The organism is Dermacoccus barathri, from assembly GCF_015070805.1.
GTDB lineage: Bacteria > Actinomycetota > Actinomycetes > Actinomycetales > Dermatophilaceae > Dermacoccus > Dermacoccus abyssi.
The window spans coordinates 353,157-369,974 of record NZ_JADCTK010000002.1 but is presented as its reverse complement, the minus strand read 5'-3'; the positions used below and the strand labels follow the sequence as shown (position 1 = coordinate 369,974).

Annotated in this window: 16 protein-coding genes; 3 read left to right on the top strand and 13 right to left on the bottom strand. The window is 68.6% G+C overall.

Annotated elements, in window-relative coordinates:
• Positions 1-2 precede the first annotated feature (2 nt).
• Positions 3-1,913 carry a propionyl-CoA synthetase gene (locus tag IM689_RS04780; protein WP_193643099.1) on the bottom strand — a complete coding sequence of 637 codons (1,911 nt, stop codon included), beginning with the start codon at positions 1,911-1,913 and terminating at the stop codon, positions 3-5.
• Between the two features lie 69 nt (positions 1,914-1,982).
• Here IM689_RS04780 and IM689_RS04775 point away from each other — a divergent pair, with 69 nt between their 5' ends.
• The gene (locus IM689_RS04775; protein WP_193643098.1) at positions 1,983-3,080 is read left to right on the top strand and encodes an LOG family protein; all 1,098 of its coding nucleotides are present in this window, start codon (positions 1,983-1,985) and stop codon (positions 3,078-3,080) included.
• A gap of 12 nt (positions 3,081-3,092) precedes the next feature.
• Here IM689_RS04775 and purU read toward each other — a convergent pair whose 3' ends face one another.
• The 8 genes from purU to rpsB all read right to left on the bottom strand — a co-directional run bounded on the left by purU (position 3,093) and on the right by rpsB (position 10,556).
• On the bottom strand, positions 3,093-3,956 hold the full coding sequence (purU, locus tag IM689_RS04770) for a formyltetrahydrofolate deformylase (protein WP_047311998.1): 864 nt from the start codon (positions 3,954-3,956) through the stop codon (positions 3,093-3,095).
• A gap of 118 nt (positions 3,957-4,074) precedes the next feature.
• Positions 4,075-5,238 (bottom strand): 23S rRNA (adenine(2503)-C(2))-methyltransferase RlmN, encoded by a 1,164-nt coding sequence (gene rlmN, locus IM689_RS04765; RefSeq protein ID WP_047311997.1) that lies wholly within the window; start codon positions 5,236-5,238, stop codon positions 4,075-4,077.
• 21 nt (positions 5,239-5,259) lie between these two features.
• Complete coding sequence (locus IM689_RS04760; protein ID WP_193643097.1) at positions 5,260-6,138, bottom strand: phosphatidate cytidylyltransferase; 879 nt, start codon at positions 6,136-6,138, stop codon at positions 5,260-5,262.
• A gap of 25 nt (positions 6,139-6,163) precedes the next feature.
• The gene (frr, locus tag IM689_RS04755; protein WP_047311995.1) at positions 6,164-6,724 is read right to left on the bottom strand and encodes a ribosome recycling factor; all 561 of its coding nucleotides are present in this window, start codon (positions 6,722-6,724) and stop codon (positions 6,164-6,166) included.
• A 43-nt stretch (positions 6,725-6,767) separates the two neighbouring features.
• On the bottom strand, positions 6,768-7,523 hold the full coding sequence (pyrH, locus tag IM689_RS04750; protein ID WP_047311994.1) for a UMP kinase: 756 nt from the start codon (positions 7,521-7,523) through the stop codon (positions 6,768-6,770).
• A 74-nt stretch (positions 7,524-7,597) separates the two neighbouring features.
• Entirely contained in the window at positions 7,598-8,494 is an 897-nt protein-coding gene (locus IM689_RS04745; protein WP_193643096.1) for a D-hexose-6-phosphate mutarotase, read from the bottom strand.
• 196 nt (positions 8,495-8,690) lie between these two features.
• On the bottom strand, positions 8,691-9,515 hold the full coding sequence (gene tsf / locus IM689_RS04740) for a translation elongation factor Ts (RefSeq protein WP_193643095.1): 825 nt from the start codon (positions 9,513-9,515) through the stop codon (positions 8,691-8,693).
• A 117-nt stretch (positions 9,516-9,632) separates the two neighbouring features.
• The gene (gene rpsB / locus IM689_RS04735) at positions 9,633-10,556 is read right to left on the bottom strand and encodes a 30S ribosomal protein S2 (RefSeq protein WP_193643094.1); all 924 of its coding nucleotides are present in this window, start codon (positions 10,554-10,556) and stop codon (positions 9,633-9,635) included.
• A 332-nt stretch (positions 10,557-10,888) separates the two neighbouring features.
• On the opposite strand from rpsB, the gene IM689_RS04730 reads away from it, so the two are divergent.
• Positions 10,889-12,064 carry an aminotransferase class I/II-fold pyridoxal phosphate-dependent enzyme gene (locus IM689_RS04730; protein ID WP_129665230.1) on the top strand — a complete coding sequence of 392 codons (1,176 nt, stop codon included), beginning with the start codon at positions 10,889-10,891 and terminating at the stop codon, positions 12,062-12,064.
• An 81-nt stretch (positions 12,065-12,145) separates the two neighbouring features.
• Positions 12,146-12,694: a M23 family metallopeptidase gene (locus tag IM689_RS04725; protein WP_193643093.1), complete on the top strand. Its 549-nt coding sequence runs from the start codon at positions 12,146-12,148 to the stop codon at positions 12,692-12,694.
• Positions 12,695-12,701: 7 nt separating this feature from the next.
• On the opposite strand, the gene IM689_RS04720 is transcribed toward IM689_RS04725, so the two are convergent.
• From IM689_RS04720 to IM689_RS04705, 4 genes are read right to left on the bottom strand one after another with little or no spacing between them, the layout of a single operon-like run.
• Positions 12,702-13,679, bottom strand: coding sequence for a tyrosine recombinase XerC (locus IM689_RS04720; protein ID WP_193643092.1), 978 nt, complete (start codon positions 13,677-13,679; stop codon positions 12,702-12,704).
• Between the two features lie 48 nt (positions 13,680-13,727).
• Entirely contained in the window at positions 13,728-14,879 is a 1,152-nt protein-coding gene (gene dprA, locus IM689_RS04715; protein ID WP_129665224.1) for a DNA-processing protein DprA, read from the bottom strand.
• Positions 14,876-16,408: a YifB family Mg chelatase-like AAA ATPase gene (locus tag IM689_RS04710; RefSeq protein ID WP_193643091.1), complete on the bottom strand. Its 1,533-nt coding sequence runs from the start codon at positions 16,406-16,408 to the stop codon at positions 14,876-14,878. The genes dprA and IM689_RS04710 overlap by 4 nt, the downstream gene beginning before the upstream one ends.
• A complete protein-coding gene (locus IM689_RS04705; RefSeq protein ID WP_118912713.1) occupies positions 16,405-16,803 on the bottom strand; it encodes a YraN family protein in 399 nt (132 codons plus the stop codon). The genes IM689_RS04710 and IM689_RS04705 overlap by 4 nt, the downstream gene beginning before the upstream one ends.
• Between the last annotated feature and the right edge of the window lie 15 nt (positions 16,804-16,818).

Sequence of the window (16,818 nt, the reverse complement as noted above, 5' to 3'; positions counted from 1 at the left end):
CCTCAGGCGTCGCGGGGGCCGAGCACTCCGGACAGGGCGTCCAGCACGCCCGCGTCCTCGATCGTGCCCGGCACCTGCGGCGTCTCGCCGTCGGCCATCTGGCGCATCGTCTTGCGCAGGATCTTGCCCGAACGGGTCTTGGGCAGCGCCTGGACGACGTCGACCGCGCTCAGCGATGCGAGTGCACCCACCTCGTCACGCACCCGCGTCCGCAGTTCGTCGACGAGCGTCTCGATCTCGGCGTCGCTGAACTCGCGTCCCGACTTGAGCACGACGAGGGCCCGCGGCACCTGCCCCTTGAGCGGGTCGGCCACACCGATGACGGCGCACTCGGCCACGGCCGGGTGCCCCGCGAGCGCCGCCTCGAGCGAACCCGTCGAGAGGCGGTGACCGGCGACGTTGAGCACGTCATCGGTGCGGCCCATGATCCACACGTACCCGTCCTCGTCGATGTACCCGCCGTCACCGGTGAGGTAGTAGCCGTCGAAGGCGGACAGGTAGGAACTGACGTAGCGCTCGTCGTCCTGCCACAGCGTCGGCAGCGTGCCCGGGGGAAGCGGCAGCTTGATGCAGACGGCGCCCTCGGTGTTCGGCTCGAGCACCGCTCCGTCCGGGGAGAGCACCTGGACGTCGTATCCCGGGCTGGGCTTCGTCGCCGAACCGGGCTTGGCCTCGAAGGTCTCGATGCCCGTGGGGTTCGCCACGATCGGCCAGCCGGTCTCGGTCTGCCACCAGTTGTCGACGACGGGAACGCCGAGCTTCTCGCGCGCCCACGTGTAGGTGTCGGGGTCGAGGCGTTCGCCCGCGAGGAACAGCGTCCGAAGCGTCGAGATGTCTCGTTCGGCAAGGAGCTCCGCGTTCGGGTCTTCCTTCTTGATGGCCCGAATGGCGGTGGGGGCGGTGAACAGGCCCGCCACCTTGTGTTGCTCGATGACGCGCCAGAAAGCTCCGGCGTCGGGCGTGCCCACCGGCTTGCCCTCGTAGAGCACTGTGGCGAGGCCCGCGAAGAGCGGCGCGTAGACGATGTAGGAGTGCCCCACGACCCAGCCGACGTCGCTTGCCGTGAACCAGACGTCGCCGGTGCGCATGCCGTAGATGTTCGCCATCGACCACGTGAGCGCCACGGCGTGACCGCCGTTGTCGCGCACGATGCCCTTGGGGCGACCGGTGGTTCCGGAGGTGTAGAGCACGTAGAGCGGATCGGTGGCCTCGACGGCGACGCACCCGGCGGGCTGCACCGCGCCCGGCGCCATGACCTTCTCCCAGTCGAAGTCGCGCTCGCCCATCTCGGCCTCGTACTGCGGGCGCTGGACGATGACGCAGTGGGACACCTCGTGCGTCGCCTTCTCGAGGGCGGCGTCCAGCATCGGCTTGTACTCGACGATGCGTGTGCGCTCGACGCCGCAGCTGGCCGACAGGACGACCTTCGGCTGCGCGTCGTCGATGCGGGCAGCGAGCTCGGATGCCGCGAAGCCACCGAACACCACGGAGTGCACGGCGCCGACGCGGGCGCACGCGAGCATCGAGATGACCGCCTCGGGGATCATCGGCATGTAGATGACGACGGGGTCGCCCTTCTCCACGCCGAGGGCCTGGAGCACACCGGCCGCACGGGCCACCTCATCGAGGAGCTGCGCGTACGTGAAGGTGCGCACCTCGCCGGTCACGGCGCTGTCGTGGATGAGCGCGAGCTCGTCGGCATTGCCTGCGATGACGTGACGGTCGAGCGCGTTGTAACAGGTGTTGAGCCGGGCCCCGGGGAACCAGCGGTAGAGCGGGGCGCTGCTCGAATCGAGCGCCTGCTTCGGCGGCGAGATCCAGTCGACGCCCCGGGCAGCCTCGAGCCAGAAGCCCTCGGGGTCGTCGATGCTGCGCTGGTACGTCTCGGCGTAGGTCACATCGTTGTCGGCCATGAACACATCCTGCCCGCCGCCAACGGGTTACGCGTGAGTTCATTCCGACGTTTGTGCCAAGGTTGGCGCATGCTTCGCGAAATCCATTCGGCGGCCGAGCTCGACGAGGCCCTCGACGGTTCCGTCAGCCTCGACGGCTTCCGACTTCAGAACGTCGACCTGAGCGGTTCGGCCGGCACCCGCCTGCGCGAGGCGGCGGACCGCTTCGACGGCCTCGTCGTGCTGGGCGGTCAGGTACCGGGCGATCTCGCCATGGATCTCACGCGCCGGGGCGCCATCATCTTTCCGGCGGACCCCGGCGCGCCGGTGGACGCCTATCGTCACGCGCTCTACTCCCCCACCGAGCTGTACGACGGCCTGGAGCCGTCCGGGTACGAGGCGACTCCCGACGCCCGCGCCTACGCGTGGTTCGGTGACTGCGCGGCCCGTCACGACGCCTACGCGACGGCGCTGCGAGCGCTCCACGACGACTCGATGCGCGACGCGCTCCAGGAGGCCCTCGACGGTCGGCGCACGGTCGGCATCATGGGTGGGCACGCGATGTCACGTGACGAGGCTGCCTTCCTGGAGATCGCGCACCTTGCGCGGCGTCTCGCGGACGCAGGCCTCGTCGTTCTGACCGGCGGCGGGCCGGGCGCGATGGAGGCGGCCAACCTCGGCGCCGCGGATCGCACGGGGCGACTCGACGAGGCCCTCGATGTCGTGGCGCAGGTGCCCTCGTTCCGCCCCGACATCGGCGCGTGGGCGAGCGCAGGATTCCGCGCGAAGGAGCTGCTCGGCTCGGGCGACGACCTGCGCAGCGTCGGCATCCCGACGTGGTTCTACGGCCACGAGCCGCCCAACGTGTTCGGTGATGCCATCGCCAAGTACTTCTCCAACGCGCTGCGCGAGGACGACCTCCTCGCGGGTTCGAACGACGCGGTCGTCGTCCTCGAGGGCGCAGCCGGCACGGTGCAGGAGATCTTCCAGAGCGTCACGCCGCTCTACTACGCCCCCGACGACGCGCCGCTGCCCGACCTCGTCCTGGTCGGGCAGCGGCAGTGGACCGAGAAGGTTCCGGTGTGGCCGGCGCTCACAGCGCTGAGCGAAGGCAAGCGATTCGCCGAACACCTGCGCCTCGTCGAGACGCCGGGTGAGGCGCTCGACATCGTGCTCGCGCGGGCCTGACGTGACGAGCGATCAGGCGAAGACGACGGTACGGCGTCCGCGCAGTACCACGCGGTGTTCGACGTGCCACATGAGAGCACGCGCCAGCGCCATCGCCTCGAGTTCCTGACCCGCGGTCGACAGCTGGGCGGGCGTCATGCGGTGGTCGACGCGGCGGAAGTCCTGCTCGATGATCGGCCCCTCGTCGAGGTCCGCCGTCACGTAGTGCGCCGTCGCACCGATCACCTTGACGCCGCGCTCGTGCGCCTGCGTGTACGGCTTGGCGCCCTTGAAGCTCGGCAGGAGCGAGTGGTGGATGTTGATGACGCGCCCTGACAGGCGCGCGCACAGGTCCTCCGAGAGCACCTGCATGTACCGCGCGAGCACGACCGTGTCGGCCTTCGTCTCCTCGATGATGCGCAAGAGCTCCGCCTCGGCCTGCGGCTTGGTCTCCTTCGTCACCGGCACGTGGTGGAACGGCAGCCCGTACCACTCGGCGACGCCCCGGAAGTCCTCGTGGTTGCTCACGATGGCGACGACGTCGATGGGCAGCTGCCCCGTGGAGACACGGAACAACAGGTCGTTGAGGCAGTGCCCCTGCCTGCTCACCATGAGCACGACCCGCTGACGTTCGCTGGCGTCGTGCAAACCGAGCGTCATGTCGAACTCCTCGACGACGCGCGCGAACGACTCCCGCACCGTCTCGACATCCGTGGGCTCCCCCTGGCGCGTGAGGTGCATACGCAGGTGGAACTCCCCCGACGTCGGGTCGGCGAACTGCTGGCTGTCGGCGATCGACAGGTCGTTCTCAAGCGCCACCCCGGAGACGGCATGCGTGATGCCGGTGCGGTCGGGGCAGCTGACGGTGAGGACGAACTCGCGTCCGGCTTCGCTCATGGGGTCTTCTTCGATCGATCTGACGAGGTTGCGGGTCAGCGTAACCTCGGCCCGGCTATGGCCGGGAAGGCGTCTCGCGAGCCTTCCTCAGCGCGGCTCGCGGGATGATCCGCGTGACTCAGGCCGTGCTCGCGGCCAGCTGACCGCACGCGCCGTCGATGTCGGAACCGCGGGTGTCACGCACCGTCGTCGGGATACCCCCGGCGCGCAGGCGCTCGACGAAGTTCTGCTCGACGCCCTTGCGCGACGCCGTCCACTTCGACCCCGGCGTCGGGTTGAGCGGAATCGGGTTGACGTGCACCCAGCCCTTGCCGCGCGCGTTGAGCTTCTTGGCGAGCAGGTCAGCGCGCCAGCCCTGGTCGTTGATGTCCTTGATGAGGGCGTACTCGATGCTGACGCGCCGACCGGTGGTCTTGAAGTAGCGGTAGGCCGCATCCAGCGCCTCGTCGACGCTCCAGCGCGTGTTGATGGGCACGAGTTCGTTGCGCAGTTCGTCGTCGGGCGCATGGAGCGAGAGCGCCAACGTCACCGGGATGCCTTCCGCGGCGAGCTTGTCGATGGCCGGCGCCAGCCCGACGGTCGACATCGTGATGCCGCGCGCCGACATGCCGAGGCCCTCGGGGGCCGGGGCCGTGAGGCGCTTGATGGCGTCGATGGCGCGGCGGTAGTTGGCGAGCGCCTCCCCCATGCCCATGAACACGACGTTGCTCACGCGCAGCGGGTGCTCGCGGTCCTCCTCCTCGAGGCCGGGCAGTTCGCCGGAACGAAGGAGGCGGGCCCCGGCGACGACCTGCTCGACGATCTCGGCCGTCGAGAGGTTGCGGGTGAGGCCCTCCTGGCCCGTGGCGCAGAAGGGGCAGTTCATGCCGCAGCCGGCCTGGCTCGAGATGCACATGGTGACGCGGCCCGGGTAACGCATGATGACGCTCTCGACGAGCGCACCGTCGTGGAGGCGGTGGACCTGCTTGAGCGTGTTGCCGCCGTCGGCGACGAGCGTCTTGACGCTCGTGAGCAGCGGCGGCATGAGACCCGAGACGATCTCCTCGCGGCCGGCCTTCGGCAGATCCGTCATCTCGGCCGGGTCGGCGACGAACCGCTCGAAGTAGTGCGTCGAGACCTGCTTGGCGCGGAAGGCCGGAAGCCCCAGCTCCTTCGCGAACGCCTGACGACCGGCGAGGTCGAAGTCGGCGAGGTGCTGCGGCGGCTTGCCCCGGCGGGGTGCGGTGAACGTCAGCTGCCCCGGCGCCGGCCGGGTTGTGGGGGTGGGAAGGTCAGTGGTCATCGAAGGTCTCCTTCGCTGGGATCACGCGGCGAACGCGGTGAGCACGGCCCACGTCACGGGCGCGGCGAGCACGAGCGAGTCGAGGCGGTCCATGAGGCCGCCGTGGCCGGGGATGAGGTTGCTCATGTCCTTGATGCCGAGGTCGCGCTTGATCATCGACTCGCACAGGTCGCCGGCCGTCGCGGCCACGACGACAGCCGAGCCGAGCAGGATGCCCACCCAGAAGGGAGCGTGGAGCACGAGCGTCACCGAGAGCACGCCCACGACGACGCAGCTCGCCCATGACCCGGCGAAGCCCTCCCAGGACTTCTTCGGGCTGACGGTAGGTGCCATCGGGTGCTTGCCGAACATGACGCCGGCGGCGTACCCGCCGATGTCGCTGCTGATCGTCACGAGGATGAAGACGATGATGCGGCTCACGCCGTCCGGAGCATGGAGGAGCATCATCGCGAACGACACGAGTGCCGGGACGTAGAGGGCGATGAACGCGGCCGCCGCCGTGTCGGCGGCGTCCTTGTTGGCGAGCGCCCCCCACAGGATGAACACGAGCACGCTGCCGACGAGCGCGGCCAGCATGGCCGACGGACCCATGACGTAGGCCGCCACGGGAATGACGGCCGCCGCGACGAGCGTCGGCGCCCAGGAGGGGCGGAAGTGGCCCGACGGCATGACCCGTAGCAGCTCGTGCGTGCCGATCACCGACGCCGTCGTCGCGAGGACGACGAACAGCTCCTTGCGGACGAACAGCGACACGAGCACGAGCCCGCCGAGAACGAGCGCAGCCAACACTGCGGCCCGCAGGTCACGGCCGGCCTTGTTCTTCTTCGGAGCCGATGCGGGCGCAGCAACCGACCCCGCGCCGGGTGGCGGCGGGTTCGGTGGTGTTGCTGATGCAGGCATCGGGCTTTCGAGCACGAACTCGGGGTCAGACCTCGAGAAGCTCGGATTCCTTGCCCTTGAGGAGCGCGTCGATCGTGTCGACACGCTTCTTCGTCAGAGCGTCGAGGTCCTTCTCGGCGCGTGCGCCCTCGTCCTCGCCGATCTCCTTGTCCTTGACCAGCTTGTCGATGTCCTGGTTCGCCTTGCGGCGCACGTTGCGGACGCTGACGCGGCCGTTCTCGGCCTTGTCCTTGGCCATCTTGATGTAGTCCTTGCGGCGCTCCTCGGTGAGGGCGGGCAGGATGCAGCGGATCTGGTTGCCGTCGTTGCTCGGGTTCACGCCGAGGTCGGAGTCGCGCAGCGTCTTCTCGATCTCGGAGATGGCCGACTTGTCGAACGGAATGATGAGGATCGTGCGCGCCTCGGGCGTCTGGAACGACGCGAGCTGCTGCAGCGGCGTCGGAGCGCCGTAGTAGTCGACCGTCAGTCGGTTGAACATGGCGGCGTTCGCACGGCCGGTACGGATGGACGCGAAGTCCTCCTTGGCGGCGTCGATCGCCTTGTCCATCTTCTCCTCGGCCTCGAGGAGGATCTCGTCAATGTCCATGGCTTCGCTTCCGTTCGTCGTTTCTCTCGATCGCACGCCCGAATCAGGACGCGGCGACCAACGTTCCGATCTTCTCACCCTGCAGAGCGCGGGTGATGTTGCCTTCGCCTTCCATGCCGAACACGACCATGGGCAGCTTGTTCTCCATGCACAGGCTGAACGCGGCGGCGTCGACGATCTTGAGACCGCGCGCCAGGGCGTCCGCGTGCGTGACGGTGTCGAGCTTGACCGCTTCGGGGTTCTTGCGCGGGTCATCGGAGTAGACGCCGTCGACGCCGTTCTTCGCGACGAGCACGGCGTCACAGTGCGTCTCGAGCGCACGCTGGGCCGAGACGGTGTCGGTGGAGAAGAACGGCATGCCTGCACCCGCGCCGAAGATGACGACGCGGCCCTTCTCCATGTGACGGATCGCGCGGCGCGGGATATACGGCTCCGCGACCTGCGTCATCTCGATGGCGGACTGCACGCGCGTCTCGATGTTCTCCTTCTCCAGGAAGTCCTGAAGAGCGAGGCAGTTCATCACGGTGCCGAGCATGCCGATGTAGTCGGCGCGGCTGCGGTCCATGCCCTTCTGCTGCAGTTCGGCGCCGCGGAAGAAGTTGCCTCCACCGACGACGACCGCGACCTGGACGCCGGAGCGGACGGCCGGAGCGATCTGACGGGCGATCGCACGCACGACCTCCGGGTCGACGCCGACACTTCCGCCGCCGAAGACCTCGCCCGAGAGCTTGAGCAGCACTCGCGTGTAGGGGGTGCGCGTCTCGCCGGTGACCGGCTGACCGCTCGGAATGTCGCTCATTTCGCCTCCTGGCAGGCTCTCGGACATGCGTCGAGCAATACTTTCACACGCGTCACGGCCAGCGGAAACGAGCGTCACTCCCCCGGCGCATAGGTGGCCCGCATGGTGCGGGAGGTTCCGGGCGCCAAGGTGACGGCGTTGTCGCGCACGTTCGCCGTTTCGAGGCAGACGAAGCCTGGCCACGCGTCGTCGGGGACGTCGCCCATGGCCGAGGCCTTCTCGATGTGCGGATTCCAGACGACGACGTCACCGCTGCCCTCGCGGGTCAACGTCAGCAGGCTGCGTGCGGCGTCGTCACGCGACACCAGGCGCAACGGGGCGTCCTCGAGGTGGACGATCGAGTCGACCTCACCGTCGAACACGACGGCACCGTCCTGGGTGTGGGTGCGCCCTGTGAGCTGGTCGAGCACCGAGGCACCCTCGGCGCCCTCGACGGCGACCTGCCGCACGTCGGCGACCCTGAGGTAGGTGTGCAGGGCCGCCTCGACCGTGACGTCCACGGAGCCCTCGTTGACGGCGCCCAGCTCGAGGGCCAAGGCTTCCCCGAAGGTGACCACGTAGCGTGTCACGAGCCCCTCCGGCCAGTGGTCACCGCCCGGGGCACCCGCGACATCGGCATGCGACAACTCGAAGTGCAACCGCACGGTCTCCGCATCGTCGTCCGCCTCCACGAGACGCCACGGCACCACACGCGCCGGACCGTGCGACGGCTTCATCTCACCCGAAACACCCGACCCGAACCAGGGGAAACAGACCGGCACGCCACCACGGATCGCCGACGCGCCCGCCTTCGCGAGAGGGCTCATCCACAACATCTCGTCCCCACCGACCGGGACGAAACTCGTGACGTGCGCTCCGTGCAGCTGAACCACACCCGACGAGCGGAGGCCGTCGACCCGCAGAGCATCGCCGCCGCCGAGGCCGTCGATGCGGGTGACAGAAGCGGGGAGCTCAGCCGTGAGGTTGGTCATGGGGTCACGGTAGCGGGTGGGGTTGAGCACTGGGCACGACAAAGCCCGCTCCCTGCCGCGTGGGCTGGGAGCGGGCTGAGTCTGTACGGTCACCAGTCAGACGCTATTTTTTCTGGCGTCTGACTGCGCACTCGGCTTCGGCCGCCGACAAAGCTCGCTAGCGCTCGCCACGTCGACAACCTTCGCCTCCTGCTTGTCAGACGCCGACCTTAAAGCGAAGGAAGCCCTTCACCTCTGCACCGGCCTCCTCGGCCACCTTGGCGACCGACTTCTTGGCGTCCTTGGCGAACGGCTGCTCGAGCAGCACGTTCTCCTTGAAGTAACCGTTGACACGGCCTTCGATGATCTTCGGCAGAGCAGCCTCCGGCTTTCCCTCCTCCTTGGCCGTGGCCTCCGCGACGCGACGCTCGTTCTCGACGACGTCAGCGTCGATCTCGTCACGCGTGAGAACCGAGGGGGAGAACGCGGCCGTGTGCATCGCGATGTCACGCAGCGTCGTCTCGTCGCCGGAACCGGCCACCAGAACACCGATCTGAGCCGGGAGGTCCGGGCTCGTCTTGTGCAGGTAGGAGACGACGACGTCGCCCTCGAGGCGACCGACGCGGTTGACGACGATCTTCTCGCCGATCGTGGCGTTGGCTTCGTTGAGGACGTCCTCGACGCTCTGGCCGTTCATGTCCGACTTGAGCAGTTCCTCGGCGTTCGTCGCCTTGACGGCAACGGCCTGCGCGAGGACCTGGTCGGCGAGGGTGATGAACTTGTCGCCCTTGGCGACGAAGTCCGTCTCGCAGTTGATCTCGACGAGGGTGCCGACGCCACCCTCGACCTTGGCCGTCACGAGGCCGTTGGAGGCCGAGCGGCCCTCACGCTTCGTGACGCCCTTGAGGCCCTTCACGCGAAGGATCTCGGTGGCCTTGGCCTTGTCGCCCTCGGCCTCGTCGAGAGCCTTCTTGACGTCCATCATTCCGGCGCCGGTTGCTTCGCGCAGCGCCTTGATGTCAGCGGCGGTGTAGTTCGCCATGTTTTTCGCTCCTCGGTGAGTCGAAAGAATGCTGTGGTGGTGCTCGGTCACCCGCCCGCCGTCACTCTGGTCGAGAGCGACGGCGGGCGGATGACGAAGCGGTGAAGGTCTGGAAAATCAGGCCTGCGAGTCGGCGATGGCCTGAGCCTGCTTCTCCTCGGCCTTGGCCAGAGCAGCGGCCTCGGCCGGGTCCTTCGTCGCGGCGGCGGCCGTCGAGTCAGCAGCTTCCTTGACGGACGTGGCGCCCGTCTCGGTGTCGGTCTTCGCAGCGGCGTCCTCGGAGGCGAGAAGCTCGCGCTCCCACTCGGCCATCGGCTCGTTGGTCGTGGCGGCGTCGCCCGCCTTGCCCTGCGAGCGAGCCATGAGACCGTCGGCAACGGCGTCGGCGATGACACGCGTCAGCAGCGTCACGGAGCGGATCGCGTCGTCGTTGCCCGGGATCTTGTAGTCGACCTCGTCGGGGTCACAGTTGGTGTCGAGGATCGCGATGACGGGGAGGCCGAGCTTGCGGGCCTCGTCAACCGCGAGGTGCTCCTTCTTCGTGTCGACGATCCACACGGCGGAGGGAACCTTGCTCATCTCACGGATACCGCCGAGGACGAGCTCGAGCTTGGCCTTCTCACGCGAGAGGAGCAGGAGCTCCTTCTTCGTGTAGCCGGAGCCGGCAACGTTGTCGAAGTCGAGGGTCTCGAGCTCCTTCAGACGCGTCAGGCGCTTGCTGATCGTCTGGAAGTTGGTGAGCATACCGCCGAGCCAACGGTGGTTGATGTACGGCATGCCGACGCGGGTGGCCTGCTCGGCAATGGACTCCTGAGCCTGCTTCTTGGTGCCGACGAACAGGATCGTGCCGCCGTGGGCGACCGTCTGCTTGACGAACTCGTAGGCGTCGTTGATGTAGGTCAGCGACTGCTGCAGGTCGATGATGTAGATGCCGTTGCGCTCCGTCATGATGAAGCGCTTCATCTTCGGGTTCCAACGACGGGTCTGGTGTCCGAAGTGGACGCCGCTCTCGAGGAGCTGGCGCATGGTGACGACGGCCATGCCGAAGTCCCCTTTCATTAGAGGTTTCAGTTCTTGCAGCCGGATTGCTGCCCTGGTGACCCGATCGACGGCCGCCGGCCCCATTCCCCTCGCAGAGGTTCACGGTGTCGGACTGCTGGACGTCGACCTCGCTTCACGCGCGGCCCGTTACCGGGTCGCGCCGTCGCAAAGAAGGTCACGCGAATTCGTCTCGTGAGCCTCGCTCCTCTTCGTCAACCCACCGGGGCGAGTGAACGCATCCGAACGTGGACACACAAGACGTGCCTCCAGCCTACCGGTTGGGTTGCCCCGCCAAGAAATCGGCCCGAATGCCGGTCGGCTACGGTGAGGCGATGACCGGAAAGCGCTCTTCCATCACTGCTCCCGCGGGCGGAACGATCTTCGCCCGGATGACTCAGTTGGCCACCGAGACCGGCGCGGTCAACCTCGGCCAGGGCTTCCCCGACTCCGACGGCCCCGCCACGGTGCGCGACACCGCGATCGAGGCGATCAACGGTGGCCACAACCAGTATCCGCCGGCGCGGGGCACCGGCGAACTGCTCGCCGCCATCGCCCGGCACCAGCAGCGGTGGTACGGGATCGAGCTCGACCCGGCGTCCGAGATCCTCGTGACGACCGGCGCCACCGAGGCCATTGCGGCGTCGGTGCTTAGCCTCGTCTCCCCCGGCGACGAGGTCGTCATGTTCGAGCCGTACTACGACTCGTACGCCGCCATGGTGGAGCGCGCCGGCGGTGTGCGCCGAACGGTGCCGCTGCGTTTCCCCGACTTCGCCGTCGACGAGGCCGCCCTCGAAGCGGCCTTCAGCGAGCGCACGGCCGTCGTGCTGCTCAACACGCCGCACAACCCGACGGGCAAGGTGTTCACCCGCGAGGAGCTCGCGTTCATCGGCGAACTCGCGACGCGTCACGACGCGATCGTCATGTGCGACGAGGTGTACGAGCACCTGGCCTTCGCGCCCCACGAGCACGTGCCGATGGCGACGCTGCCGGGCATGGCCGAGCGAACCCTCACCTTCGGCTCGGGCGGCAAGACGTTCAACACGACGGGCTGGAAGATCGGCTGGGTCACCGGCCCGGCCGACCTCGTCGCCGTCGTCAACGGGGCGAAGCAGTACGTCACCTTCGGTACCGGCACTCCCCTGCAGCTCGGCATCGCGTCGGGTCTTGAGATGTCCGACCATTTCTTCACCGGCTTGCGCGAGGACATGGCGCTTCGACGTGACGTGCTCGCCGACGGCCTGCGCGCTGCCGGCTTCGACATCGTCCTCCCGCAGGGTGGCTACTTCGTCCTCGCTGATGCCGCTCCGCACGGCGTCACGGACGCTGAGCAATACGCGCTGGAGCTGCCGGAGGCGGCGGGCGTGGTTGCTGTTCCGGCGTCCGTGTTCTGTGACGACGCCGAGGCGAGCGGCATGGCGAGTGTCATGCGTTTCGCGTTCTGCAAGAAGCGTTCCACGATCGACGAAGCCGTGAGGCGGCTTGTGGACACGTACGGCCAGCGGGCCTGAGGGGCCTCTCGAACAGACATTTCCACAGGGCACCAGTTGCTCAGCTGCCGGTGAGCAGGGCAGGCAATCGAAGCTGAGGGCATGTCACCTGCCCGCCTTCGTCCTGCGCTCGTCGGCGGCGTCGTCGTGCTCCTCGCGAGCAACGCAGCAGCGTCACCGCCCACTCGGGCGCCTGTGCCCGCGGCTCAGAGCAGCTCCCCGACGCGCGACGCCGTTGCTCCGTCCGAGCGGTTTGCCTGGCCTGTCGACCCGCACGTCGTGACGCGGCGGTTCGACCCTCCCGAGGTGAAGTGGGGTGCGGGCCACCGCGGTGTCGACCTTGCGACGACGCCAGGCACGTCGGTCAAGGCGCCCTCGGACGCCACTGTGACGTTCGTCGGCACGATCGCGGGACGTCCGGTCATCACGCTGCGCCATCCGGAGGGGTTCGACACGACGTACGAGCCGGTGGCGGCGGACGTCGAGCGTGGCGACCACGTGAGCAGAGGCCAGGTGATCGGCGAGATCACTTCCGGCGGTCACTGCGAGAAACGCTGCCTGCACTGGGGGTACAAGGTGGCCAAGGACGCCTACCGCGACCCACTGACGCTGGTCTCGGGCATTCGGCCCGTACTGCTGCCGCCGCTGTGAGCGGTGATCAGGCCCGTGGGTGCGCCTGGACGTAGCCCGCGCGCAGACGCTCAGCCGACACGTGGGTGTAGATCTGCGTCGTCGACAATGAGGCGTGCCCGAGATACTCCTGCACCGTTCGCAGGTCGGCGCCGCCCTCGACGAGGTGCGTCGCGGCACTGTGGCGCAGACCGTGGGGCGCGAGATCGGGTGCTCCCTCGACGGCGGACGTGGCGGCGTGGACGATGCTGCGCACCTGGCGCTGGTCGATGCGCCCGCCGCGCACGCCGAGAAACAGAGCCTTGCCGGAGGCGGCTTGCGCGAGCGTGGGACGCCCCGTCGATCGCCAGAGGCGCAACGCCGTTTCGGCCGGCGCGCCGTAGGGCACCATGCGTTCCTTGCGACCCTTGCCCATGACACGGACGAGTCGATTCGTCTCGTCGAGGCTTGCTTCGTCGAGAGCCACGAGTTCACCGACGCGCATCCCCGTGGCGTAGAGGAGCTCGAGGACGGCGGCGTCACGGAGCGCCACGGCGCGCGTCGTCGGATCGCTCTCGCCGCCCGCCCTCTCGGCTGCATCGCTGGAGCGCGTCTCCCCGGTACCTCCAGCACTCGTTCTGTCGCGCGCGGCGTCGAGGATCTGCGCGGCTTGCGACGCCTGCAGCACGTCCGGCAGCGACGCGTGCCGCTTCGGCGCCGTGAGCCGAAGCGACGGATCCGTCGCCATGACGCCCTGCTTCTTCGCCCACCGACAGAAGGTGCGCGCGCTCGAGACCCGGCGGGCCACCGTCGTGCGTGATGCGCCGCTCTCACTGACGCCCGCGAGCCATCCGCGCAGGTGGGTGAGTGTGAGATCGCCCCAGAAGCCGACGCCCACCTCGTCGAGGTGATGGCGCAGGCTTTCCAAGTCGCCCGCGTACGCACGCACTGTGTGGGGCGAACGCTCACGTTCTGCGCTGAGGTGATCGAGGAAGCGTTCGATCACGCTGGCGGCCGGTCCGGACATGGTTCGAGGGTAGTGCGCGACCTCCACGTCCTCGCTGCACCGACACTGTCACGCCTTGCGCCACGCACCGTCCACCTTCTCGGCCAGCCCCGCAGCGAGAAGCTCGCCGAGTGCCGTCAGCACCTCCCTGGGAGTCCTGCCACAACTCGTCGCGACGTGGTCGACGCTCGCAGCGCGGCGCACCGGCAAGGCATCCCAGACGGCGCGAGCCGTGGCGCCCACCGCATCCTCCGGTTTGACGAGCGCAGGGAGGGTGTCGCGCGTCGTCTGCTGTGCCCCGTACCCGGCCATCAACTCGATGACGTCGTCGGCCCCGGTGACGAGCACCGCCGCGCCGTCGCGCACTAGCTCGTGGCAGCCGGCGCTGGCGGCCGAGGTGACCGGCCCTGGCACGGCCCCGACGACGCGTTGGATCTCCTCGGCGCGCCTGGCCGTGCTGAGCGACCCCGAACGCAACCCCGCCTCGACGACCACCGTGCCCGGCGTCAGCGCGGCGATGAGTCGGTTGCGGTGCAGGAAGCGTTGCCTCATCGGAGCGAATCCGAGCGGCATCTCACTCACGATGGCTCCCCGCTCTCGGATGGCGCTGAAGAGTGCGTCATGAGCGCTCGGATAGAGGCGGTCGACCCCACCGGGCAGAACGCAGACAGTGCCGGCGTCGCCGGCGAGGGCCCCACGATGCGCCGCGGCATCGATGCCGAAGGCCCCGCCTGACACCACGGCCACGCCATGGCTGCCAACCCCGAGAGCGATCTCGGCGGCAACGCGCTGGCCGTAGTGGGTGGCCGCCCTCGCCCCGACGAGGGCGACGGAGCGCTCGCACAACGACCGCACGTCGGCCTCGCCGACGACGAAGAGGGCGTGCGGCGGCTGAGGGAGATCGTCGAGTCGCTCGGGCCAGCCGTCGTACGAGGGCAGGAGAATGCGAGCGCCGAACGTCTCGATGCGCCGCAGTTGCTCGGGAAGGTCGAGCTGTTCCAGGCGGGCGGCGAAATTGGTGAGTTTCTCCGGGTGCGTACGCACCGCGGCGAGCGCCTCGGGGTACCCCACGCCGTCGATGAGCAGCTGGGCCTTGGCATCGCGCGGTTCTGCGATGTGCGCCCACACGAGGCGGGCGAGCTGTTCGTCCTGCTCGGCTGCGTCACGCCAGGCGTGCCCCGTTCCTGACAGAAGGTCGTTGCGGGAGGTCGTCGTGGTCATGCTGCTTGCTGCCCTTCTCTCAGAGTGAGGGCGGCGTAGACGTCGTCCTTCGTGGGTTTGTCTGCGCCTCGTAGGTCGCACAGGGTCCAGGCCAGGCGCAGTGTGCGGTCGTAGCCGCGCAGGGTGAGGTTTCCGGTGTCGAGGGCGGCGTCCAGCGTTGCCGTGTCTGCCGGGGTAAGCGACCACGGCGAGGAGCGCAGGATCGAACCGGGCACCTCCGCGTTGAGCGCCAGCCCCAGTGGCGCCCAACGGCGCGCTGAGCGCTCGCGCACCTCACGCACCCGCGCGGCCACCTCCTCGCTGCTCTCCCCCGGCCCGCTCGCGAGATCGGCTCGCGTCACAGCAGGCACCTGGAGGTGGACGTCAATGCGGTCGAGTAGCGGCCCGGAGAGGCGTTTGAGGTATTCGCGTCGGGCTCGAGTTGCGCACGAACATCCCGCACCTGAGCCGGTGTAGCGCCCGCACGGGCACGGATTGCTGGCGACGACGAGCTGGAAGCGTGAGGGAAACCGCACCGATTGCTGGGCCCGGGTGATCGTGACGAAGCCACGCTCGAGGGGCTGACGCAGCGCGTCGAGCACCGGCCGCTTGAACTCCGGCGCCTCGTCGAGGAACAGCACGCCAGCGTGCGCTTCGGTAATGGCTCCGGGGCGGGGCCGCCCCGTCCCACCGCCGACCAACGCCGGCATCGTGATGCTGTGGTGGGGCGCGACGAAGGGCGCACGCTCCTTGAGCGCCTGCCCGTCGACCTTGCCGAGCACCGACTGGACGCTCGTGACGACGAGAGCTTCCTCCCGTGAAAGCGGCGGCAGGATGCTCGGCAGGCGGCTGGCGAGCAAGGTCTTTCCCGCACCGGGCGGACCGATCATCGACACGTTGTGACCACCGGCGGCAGCCACCTCGATGGCAGCCCGTGCCTCGTACTGTCCGACGACATCACGCAGGTCGCCGGTCTCCTCCGGCTCGGCCTCCTCGCCGGGTTCCGGCCACGGCAGGTCGAGCGTCTTGCCCTGGGCGCGCACGCGGTGGAAGGCGACGACATCCGACAGCGAACGCACGGGGTGCACCCGAATACCGCTGACGAGCGATGCCTCGGCTGCGTTCGCGGCGGGCACGAGCAACTCACGCACGTTGCCCGCAAGCGCGGCGACACACGCCGGGAGGACGCCGCGCACCTCCCTGACGCTGCCGTCCATGCCGAGTTCGCCGATGTGCCCCACGCGGGCGACGTCAGCCGGGTCGAGGGAACGGGTTGCCGCGAGAATCGCGACAGCCATGGCGAGATCGAGGCCGGCCCCGGACTTCTGTTCCGAGGCAGGAGCGAGGTTGATCGTGAGACGGGTGTCGGGGAACGTCAGCTCCGACTGCGTCATCGCCGAACGCAGACGGTTCGGCGCTTGTGACACCGCCGTGTCCGGCAGCCCGGAGATGACGACCTTGGGCAGCCCTTGCCCGACGCTCACCTCGACATCGACGACGAGACCGTCGATGCCGGTGACGACGACGGCCTTCGTCTTGCCGAAGCTCACAGGATCACCCGCTTGCGGTGATCGATGCGGGCCCTCTCCCCCGCCCATTCGACGCCGATGACGTCAACACGTACACCGCGTGCCCGCACCTCGTGTTCGGCGGCCCAGAGCCCGGCCAACCGCCTCAGGCGCCGATGCTTCTCCTCGGTGACGGCCTCGACCGCGCGTCCGAAGCGCAGCGAACGACGCGTCTTGACCTCGACGACGACGAGTTCGCCACCGTCGATCGCGACGAGGTCAATCTCCCCCTCACGGCAGCGCCAATTGGTGTCGACGACCTCGTAGCCGCGGTTCTCCAGGTACGCGCGAACGAGCTCTTCGCCGTCCCGCCCCAGGGTTCGGCGCGCCTCGGTCGCCGCAGACCGCGACGCCGCGGCCCTCGTGTCGTGGTCCATGTCCACCACCTCCGG